Annotated in this window: 1 protein-coding gene and 1 pseudogene; both read left to right on the plus strand. The window is 23.2% G+C overall.

Annotated features, from left to right (window positions below; translation table 11 throughout):
- Positions 1 to 194, plus strand: a pseudogene (locus tag CLTEP_RS13970) (IS110 family RNA-guided transposase); the annotation flags it as partial.
- Between the two features lie 340 nt (positions 195 to 534).
- On the plus strand, positions 535 to 1,098 hold the full coding sequence (locus CLTEP_RS13975) for a hypothetical protein (protein WP_066827682.1): 564 nt from the start codon (positions 535 to 537) through the stop codon (positions 1,096 to 1,098).
- Positions 1,099 to 1,178: the final 80 nt, after the last annotated feature.

Raw genomic sequence — 1,178 nt, forward strand, 5'->3', positions numbered from 1 at the left:
ACAATGAAGTTTTGCTTAAATACTACAAAGAAAATCTTAAAGGTAAAAAGAAAAAAGTAGCTTTAGGTGCTGTGATGAACAAACTAATCAAGTACATATTCTCGGTTCTTAAAAACCAGAAACCTTACGAGATTAGAGACCCTAAGATACACGAGAAAATGTATCTTCAAAATCAATGTAAAACAGCAGCCTAATCGCCTTTAAAACCAAATAATAAATTAGAGGGCTATTGTTCGTATTTTTACAATAGCTAGCTTTGCTATGCCCTAATTTAAAAATAATTTTTTTTTAAAAAACTATTGACTATTACTAGCTGGTCTAATATTTAGATAGTGTAAAGTATTTACACTATCAATATTTATATTTATCATATATAAGAGAAGATATAACCCGAAAATGTTTCAAAATAAAAGAAAAAAATTTTACAGAAAATTTTTATAAAAACTGAAACATTTTGTATTGTTAAATACTCTTAGTATATGTATGAAAGCTAATTGGCCGATTAGTTTAAAAATGATTTTTAGGAGGGATATTATGAAACGTTTAATATCTAATATATTATTAACTGTATTTATACTCTTTGGGTTTATGAATTTAAATGTTTATGCTACAACTAATATTTCGAAAGATAATGTTTGCACATTAATACAAGTAAATGATTTAAGTTCAGATTATACCATAGCTGAGCAACAAATTAAAAAGAATGTTAATAAAGAGAACATTAAATTGAAAATTGATAATATTGGTTTAGAAAGTAACATACTAAAATTAGACGGTGTTGTACAAGTTAATAATAAAAAAATATTATTTGATTTAAGTGGTGAATTAAAGAAAATTGATACCTCAAAAGATATAGTTGTTGCTAATTTAATTGATAAATACAATAATTTTGATGTAATACATTTTTCAATAAATAATTCGTCTTCAAATTTTATATCAGCAAGTGGAAATAAATATGATATTGCTACATTAAATCTGTATCTTAAAGAGAAAATTTCTAATAATTATATTTTTCTCGAAACATTTTTACCAAAGCAAATTAATGAAAAAAAAATATTTGATATAAATTATGTTAATTCGTTCAGCTCTAAAGATTAAAAATTCTTCGCATTAAAATGTTATAAATATGTATATGTACTCAACGAATATTATTAGTGGAATACTAATTTATATTGTTT

The organism is Clostridium tepidiprofundi DSM 19306, from assembly GCF_001594005.1.
Classification (GTDB): domain Bacteria; phylum Bacillota; class Clostridia; order Clostridiales; family Clostridiaceae; genus Clostridium_AC; species Clostridium_AC tepidiprofundi.